This is a genomic window from Desulfocicer niacini, from assembly GCF_054657595.1.
Genome location: NZ_BAAHYK010000015.1, coordinates 119,167 through 126,689 on the forward strand (window position 1 = coordinate 119,167; position 7,523 = coordinate 126,689).

Sequence of the window (7,523 nt, forward strand, 5' to 3'; positions counted from 1 at the left end):
ATGTAATGTCCGAAAAAAATATATTTATCTTTGCTGTCCTGTTGATCATGGCAGCAGCCATTATTGCTGTGGGGGTAAAAACCCGCATGGATATGAAACCACTGCCCGGTGCTTTGTCCGGTGTGACGGGGGTCGTTAAGAAACCTCGGCTTCTGGATCGCCGGGGCATTCCCCTGACCACCACCTATACCGGGACATGGAACACCCATGACCAGAGACCCCTTTATGGGATCCCCGAATTTTTAAAACAGGCATTTGTGTTTTCCGAGGACAGGCGATTTTATGACCATTCCGGGGTGGACTGGCTGGCCCGACTCCATGCCCTGTTCCAGAACATAAAAGCAAGACGGGCCGTCAGGGGGGCCAGCACCATCACAGAGCAGGTGGTGAGACTGATCCATCCCAGACCCAGGACGCTGTGGTCCCGATGGATTGAAGGGTTTGAAGCCCATGAACTGGAAAAGACCAACGCCAAGCAGGATATTTTGTGGTTTTATCTCAACCAGGTACCCTATGCCTCCCGACGTCGGGGCATTGCCCAGGCCGCTCGGTTTTATTTTGACCGGGATGTGGATTCACTTAACCTGAAGGAAAGCATGGCCCTGGCCGTTCTGGTGCGTGCACCGGATTTTTATGATCTTTACCGCCATCCAGGACGTATAAACGCCCCCCTTGCAGCCCTGGCCTGGGAAATGAGAAAACAGGGGCAACTGTCGTCCTCCGAACAGCAGACAATCACTGCAGTGCCCTTTGAACTCAAACGCCCGGCATTATCCGTCAAGGCACCACACTTTATCCGTTTTGTTTTAAACCATCCGGATGCATTCAATGGAACACATCCGAAAAAAATACACACCACCCTGGACGCTTCCCTCCAGCAGCGGGTACAGACCTTTCTGGATGCGGCCCTGGCATCCCACCGGAACAGAAAGGTCCACAATGGGGCAGCTCTGGTGGTGGATCATAAAACCGGTGAAATCCTGGCCTGGGCCGTGGGGGCAGACAAGGGGGATACCGATACGGAGCAGGGAAATGGGTTTTACCGATCCCATTGTGATAAAGAAAACCTGCAACCTCCCACAACCCAATACCCGGAGCAAGCTCGCCCACAACCCCATGGCCAGGCCATCAATGCCGTTACCGCCCTTCGCCAACCCGGATCTGCCATGAAACCCTTTGTCTATGCCATGGCCCTGGAAAAAGGATGGACCGCCGCCACCCTGATCCAGGACACTCCCCTGGCCGCAAGGGTGGGCCTGGGAATGCATGCCTACCATAATTACAGCGGTCAATACTATGGGGCGGTGACCCTTCGCAACGCCCTTGGTAATTCATTAAACATCCCTGCGGTGCGCACCATTCAGTTTGTGGGGGTGAAGGACTACCTTATCCGGCTCCGGGCACTGGGATTTACCACCTTGAACCAGCATCCTGATTTTTACGGAGATGGCCTGGCCCTTGGCAATGGAGAGGTTTCTTTGTATGAACTGGTCCAGGCATACACAGTTCTGGCCAACCAGGGCAGATTCATTGCCCTTCGCAGTATTTCAGGTGAGCTAATCCCGCACACCCGTCAGGTTTTTTCCAGGGAGGTGACATCCCTCATGGGAAACATTTTATCCGATTCCAAGGCTAGAACACTGGAATTCGGGGGAGGATGCCTGTTAAATTTTCCCGTCCAGACTGCGGTTAAAACCGGTACCTCCAGTGATTACAGAGATGCCTGGGCCATGGGATATAATTATAATTTCACCGTGGGGGTGTGGATGGGGAACCTCGATGGCAGCCCCACCAGGGGAATGACCGGCTCCCGGGGGCCAGCCTTTGTGCTCAGAGGCATCTTTGCACGACTCAATCAGCTAAGAGACACCCGGCCCCTTTACATGAGCCCCCGGCTTGTGCGCCGGGAAATCATCAACGAAGACACCCGCCCTGCCCGGCACAGTACAAAACTCCGGCAAGCCTGCTGCAGCAGGGCTGTGAGAACAGAATGGTTCATCCCCGCAACAGAACCTGTGCAAGCCATAACAACCACAATGAAAGACATCACGAAATGGGAAGCATCTATACAGCACCATGCAGAAGAATTAAGATTTATTCAACCATTAAACGGCATGCACCTGGCCATGGACCCACGAATCCCAGACGATCGTGAAGTACTGGCATGTCGAGTTACAGGTGTTTCCCCCGGTGATCACCTCACCTGGTATCTGGATGGACAGCTTTTATCAACAACTGAATCTCAATTTAACTGGCAGATTAAACCGGGAAGCCACGTGCTTGAAGTGGCAATGATCCGCCCTGAAACCCATGGGCAGTCACCTGGGAAGAAAGAAGTATTAACGGACAGGGTGCAATTCCTGGTAAAATAAAAATCCGGACCTCGTCACAACATGGGCCGCGATTACCTCCGTGGGATACGCTGTTTTTTATAAATTTTTATGGAATCCACACTGTAAATCCCAAGGGCCGACCAGATAAATATAAAAGCCACCAGCTGGTGCCGGGACATGGGCTCATGATAGAGAAATACTGCCAACAGCAACGTAACGGACGGCGCAATATACTGGAGAAACCCCACGGCAATAAGGGTAATACGATTGGCGGCAATGTTAAACAACATCAGGGGCAGTGCCGTTAAAAAGGCCGTACCCATGAGAAACAGATCAATGGAGACCCCCCGGTGCCCAAAGGAACCGGTACCCTGGCTTTCCAGCCATACCAGATAGGCAATGCCGGGAAGGGTTAACAGCAGAGTTTCAATAAAGAGCCCCACTGCCGCATTAATACCAAGTACTTTACGCAGCAGGCCATAGAGACTGAAGGTAACGGCAAGGGCCAGGGCAATGACGGGAAACCGCCCATATTGAAGAGTAAGATAAAGCACCCCAATCATGGCCAGAGCCACGGCAATACCCTGGGATTTATTGAGCCGTTCCCGCAAGACAATCACCCCGAACACCACGTTAACAATGGGATTGGTGTAATAACCAAGACTGGTTTCAATGATGTGATCGTTATTGACTGCCCAGATAAAAAGCAACCAGTTGGATGCCACCAGAAGGGTGGTGATGCACAGAATGGCAATTTTCTTAGGCTTTCTTATCACCTGGAAAAACTCAGGCCATTTCCCCTGCATGAAAATAACGGGGACAAGGAATAAAAACGACCACACCACCCGGTGGGTGATGGTTTCAAAGGCTGGCACCTCGGCCAGCATCTTCCAGTAAATAGGGCACAGTCCCCAAATGAGAAACGCCACCGTTCCGCTTAGGAAGCCGGAAAAGGTGCTGCTGTGTGCTGTGTTGTTCAATGTGCTTTATTCCCTGATTTAATATTTAGACCTTGGTAACGACATGGACCACCCTGGGGAGAATTCAGGCTTGCGTCATTGACCGTTTTGCCTAAAATCATCTTTATTCTTAAGTTCTTCCAAAAAACACAACAACACAAGGCGACCCCCGTTGGTCCGCCAATTTTGATGAATGGTCCATCTTATGATCAGGCCCGATTTTTGACATCAATTCCAGAATAGTCAAGACTTTTTCGAAATTGATATCAAATAAGTCTAAACCAAGACTGGCCACTGGAGAGCCGCACCTGAAACGCAAAAATCCTGATTTTCTTCCGCAGGACAAATGAAAAAACAGGATCATCGCGTAACAATACAAGTTAAAAGATGCTGTCCTCTTCACCAGAGAAGACTCAATCTCTCGTCCGGATCAAAGGAAAGGGCAGAAAAATTACCCTTGACATGAAAGGCTTTTAAAGGCGTTATCTCATCTGCAAGGACCCGGGAAATGGACATGATCTCCATGTGAAGGGTATTTTTAATATGGTCCACCCTTGGGGCGCATTTCCATTTTCCCGGTTTGGTCACAATATGGTTCATTTGTCATAGCTGGCGGGGCCAACGGGGTCAGGCTTGTGTTATTGTGATTTCCCAGCCTTGACTTCTTAATACATCCAAGTTATTGCAACACAGTAATTCAAACAAAAGAAAGCGGCATAATTCATTCACAGGTTACACTTTCCAGAACAATGGCCCCATTTTGAAGAAACGCTTTTAAAAAGTGCAAACCAGGTTTAAGGCCATATGAAGGATGTCCAGAAAGCGAATAATTTCATGCCCAATCCCTTTATCAGACGGATTCAGGACAGACTGATAAAAGAACATGACGAACTGATCAGTTACACCGATTTTTTCGGGTCTCTTCCGTTAAGGAGTACTCTACCAAACCATGACACATCCAATGCGAAAAAGCGCAATACACGGACTTAAAATAAACGACGAATTCACCTACACAAGAAAATTCACTAAAGCCGAAACCAAGATATTCGGGGATCTAACCCGGGATTACAATCCCGTGCACTACGATATCAGATGGACCGATACAAAGGGATTCAAGGGCCTCATCTGCCATGGGCTTCTCATCGGTGGCATGATCTGTGAGTTCGGGGGACAGGTGGGATGGCTGGCCACAGGGATGAACTTTAAATTTCTGGGTCCGGTGTATTTTGATGACACAGTGCAATGCCGTGTCACCATCACCGACATCCAGGAAAACGGCCGGGCAGAAGCTGAGGCCGTTTTCACCAATCAGCATGGTACCATGGTGGGAAAGGCAAGCATGACCGGACGACTTCCCCTGGAAAAGGAAAAATCAATTCTGGAGCAGATGGTAAGCGAAGGTGATCCCACCAACAAACTACAATGTCAAGACCAGAATTTATAAAAATGATGCACCGGACCATGGCCTTTGCCTGTGTGATATTCGGCCCCGGCCCTCAGGGCGTGGGTAATATAAACCTTGGCCATTTTCACCGCCGGTTCCAGGGCCATACCCCGGGCAAGATTGGCGGTAATGGCCGAAGACAGCGTACAACCGGTGCCGTGGGAATTTTTAGTATCAATGCGCTCCCCGGGAAGATTAATCATGGCCTGACTCTGTTTATCAAACAGAAGATCTCCACTGTCTTCTCCGGTGAGGTGACCGCCTTTGACCATCACATTGGCACATCCAAGTTCTGCTAGATCCTGGGCTGCCCGGGACATCTCTCCGGCTGTTTCAACGGGTCGATCCAGCAGCACCGATGCTTCCGGCAGATTGGGGGTGATCAGGGTGGCCAGGGGAATCAGGGTCTGTTTCAGCGCTTTCACCGCATCTTCCCGGAGAAGTTTATCACCGCTTTTGGACACCATCACCGGGTCCACTACCACATTGGGGCATTTCCACTGAACAAGTTTTTGTGCCACGGTTTCAATGACCTCCGGGGAATGGAGCATGCCTATCTTTACTGCATCCACGCCGATATCTTCCAGCACGGCATCCATCTGGGCTGCGATAAAGGCCGGCGGTACGGGCAAAATATCCGTAACCACCCTGGTATTCTGGGCAGTGAGGGCTGTAATAACGGACATACCAAAACAGCCAAGAGCTGAAAAGGTTTTAATATCTGCCTGTATACCTGCACCACCACCGCTGTCCGAACCGGCTATGGTCAAAACTCTATGATACGTATTCATGGTTTGCTGGGCCATGTTTCTTGTCCCCCTTACGCCTTGAAAAAGGCCTGGATATCGATTTCTGACAATTGATAAAGGGCATCAATGAAATTAACCTGAAGGCTGGCCGGTCCCTTGGCGGTTTCGGCAGCCATTTCTCCGGCAATTCCCATCACAGCCATGGCATGTGCTGTAGCCAAGGCCGGATCGGGGTTTACAGCAGCAAAGGCCCCGCAAAGGGCCGTGGCCGTGCAACCAAGACCGGTGACCCGTGGCATCATGTAATGTCCGTTTTTAACGGAAATCAGAGATTCGCCGGATATAATATAATCCGTTTCTCCTGTGATACACACCACAGCACCCAGTTCCCGGCTCAGGGCCATGGCTGAATCAATAGCCTGGTTCGATGCCGTGGTGGTGTCTACGCCTTTGGTGACCACATCCTGTTCACACAGGACCATGATCTCAGAACCATTTCCCCTGATGATGGTGGGGCATGCGGTGTGCATAAGTTCCATGGCCGTCTGGGTCCGATAGGTCGTGGCTCCCACCCCCACCGGGTCCAGCACAATGGGGATATTCAATTCCTTTGCCCGGGAAGCAGCCATGAACATGGCCCTGGTCCAGGGATCACTCAAAGTGCCGATGTTGATGACCAGGGCACCGGCAATACCTGCCATATCTGTCACTTCAGCTTCAGCATGGGCCATGACCGGGGAGGCCCCCAGGGCCAGCAGGGCATTGGCTGTGTTGTTCATCACCACATAATTGGTGATATTATGAATCAGGGGACTTTCTTTTCTTATGGTTTCAACATCATTCCAGATGCTGGATGGATTTATCATCATGATCGTTTTCCTTGTTCCAGATATAAAAATCAGGGCTGCCAATGTAAATTCTGGGGCTTGGGCACAACATGGGTCACTCGTCATAATTGTTGGGTCAACGGGGTCACTCCTCCCCCAAATGGCCCATGTTGGGATCAAGCCAAATATTTATTTCCAGATGTGGATCAAGCTGTTCGCATCAACTTTATTGGTGATGAGTCCATGGGTCAAGGCAAAATCAGCAAACGTCTGCCATTTTGCAGCATCATGGTCTGAGCTGTCGGCAAAATAAGGACGGGTGAGTTCAAAGGCTTCGGTTTCCATGGTTTTATCGGCCTGGGGCACCGCAGTAAGATACAGGACCAGGGCTTTTTCTGCATTATCTCTTGTATAGGCCTGGGCCTTATCCACGGCCTTTACAAATCCATGAATTGCCTGAGATTTATCCGTCAGAGCCCTGGGACCACACACAAAAATCAGCTCTTCATAATCCGGAATACCCCATTTTTCCAGTTCAAAAAATCCGGCGGTATACCCCTGCTGAGCCATGCCCACGGTTTCATAGGTTTTAAAGGGACCCATGACAGCATCCACCTGGTTGGAAACAAGGGCAGGCAAAATGGTGAATCCCACATTTATGGAGGTGTAATCCTTCACCTGGTTAATGTCTGCAAAGGCCTTTAAGAGTACATCCATGAGCCCGGGAACCGTGTAGCCAATTTTCTTACCGGAGAGGTCGGCGGGGGTTTTTATGCCTTTGCCATCCAGAAACAGCAGGGTGGTCAGAGGATGTGCCACCAGAGGAGCCACAGCCTTGACTGGAAGTCCCTGGCTTGCGGCAATAATGGTCTGGGGCTGATAGGAAACGGCCATATCCACATTGCCCGAGGCTGCCAGTTTCAGGGCATCGGCGGTTTCAGAAGGCGTAATGATTTCCACATCAATGCCGTTGTCGGCAAAATAACCCAATTCCTGGGCTACATAAATGGGCAGATGATCCACATTGGGAAACCAGTCCAACATGAGGGTTAATTTTTCCGCAGCCCACAGTGATGGAGAGAACAATAATGATACCAAAAGCATACATGTGCAAAATACTTTTTTCATGATTTTTAATCCCTATAATTTATTACAGTTTTTTTATATGAAAAGGTAGCCTTCAAGTCTACCTCAGCAGAGCCCCTCCCCCG

The 7,523-nt window shown here is 50.2% G+C and carries 7 protein-coding genes; 2 read left to right on the forward strand and 5 right to left on the reverse strand.

The window, feature by feature from the left end; genetic code table 11:
- The first annotated feature begins 5 nt into the window (after positions 1-5).
- A complete protein-coding gene (locus tag ACYQ2M_RS10110) occupies positions 6-2,372 on the forward strand; it encodes a transglycosylase domain-containing protein (protein ID WP_459916212.1) in 2,367 nt (788 codons plus the stop codon).
- Positions 2,373-2,404: 32 nt separating this feature from the next.
- Here ACYQ2M_RS10110 and rarD read toward each other — a convergent pair whose 3' ends face one another.
- On the reverse strand, positions 2,405-3,313 hold the full coding sequence (gene rarD / locus ACYQ2M_RS10115; RefSeq protein WP_459916213.1) for an EamA family transporter RarD: 909 nt from the start codon (positions 3,311-3,313) through the stop codon (positions 2,405-2,407).
- Between the two features lie 378 nt (positions 3,314-3,691).
- Positions 3,692-3,892 carry a hypothetical protein gene (locus ACYQ2M_RS10120; RefSeq protein WP_459916214.1) on the reverse strand — a complete coding sequence of 67 codons (201 nt, stop codon included), beginning with the start codon at positions 3,890-3,892 and terminating at the stop codon, positions 3,692-3,694.
- A gap of 349 nt (positions 3,893-4,241) precedes the next feature.
- Between ACYQ2M_RS10120 and ACYQ2M_RS10125 the strand changes: the two genes are divergently transcribed.
- Positions 4,242-4,736 (forward strand): MaoC/PaaZ C-terminal domain-containing protein, encoded by a 495-nt coding sequence (locus ACYQ2M_RS10125; RefSeq protein WP_459916215.1) that lies wholly within the window; start codon positions 4,242-4,244, stop codon positions 4,734-4,736.
- On the opposite strand, the gene thiD is transcribed toward ACYQ2M_RS10125, so the two are convergent.
- From thiD to ACYQ2M_RS10140, 3 genes are all read right to left on the reverse strand, one after another.
- The gene (thiD, locus tag ACYQ2M_RS10130) at positions 4,718-5,527 is read right to left on the reverse strand and encodes a bifunctional hydroxymethylpyrimidine kinase/phosphomethylpyrimidine kinase (RefSeq protein WP_459916219.1); all 810 of its coding nucleotides are present in this window, start codon (positions 5,525-5,527) and stop codon (positions 4,718-4,720) included. The two genes, ACYQ2M_RS10125 and thiD, sit on opposite strands and share 19 nt — an antisense overlap.
- 29 nt (positions 5,528-5,556) lie before the next feature.
- Positions 5,557-6,354 (reverse strand): hydroxyethylthiazole kinase, encoded by a 798-nt coding sequence (thiM, locus tag ACYQ2M_RS10135; RefSeq protein WP_459916216.1) that lies wholly within the window; start codon positions 6,352-6,354, stop codon positions 5,557-5,559.
- Between the two features lie 147 nt (positions 6,355-6,501).
- Positions 6,502-7,440, reverse strand: a complete 939-nt coding sequence (locus ACYQ2M_RS10140) for an ABC transporter substrate-binding protein (RefSeq protein ID WP_459916217.1) — start codon at positions 7,438-7,440, stop codon at positions 6,502-6,504.
- Between the last annotated feature and the right edge of the window lie 83 nt (positions 7,441-7,523).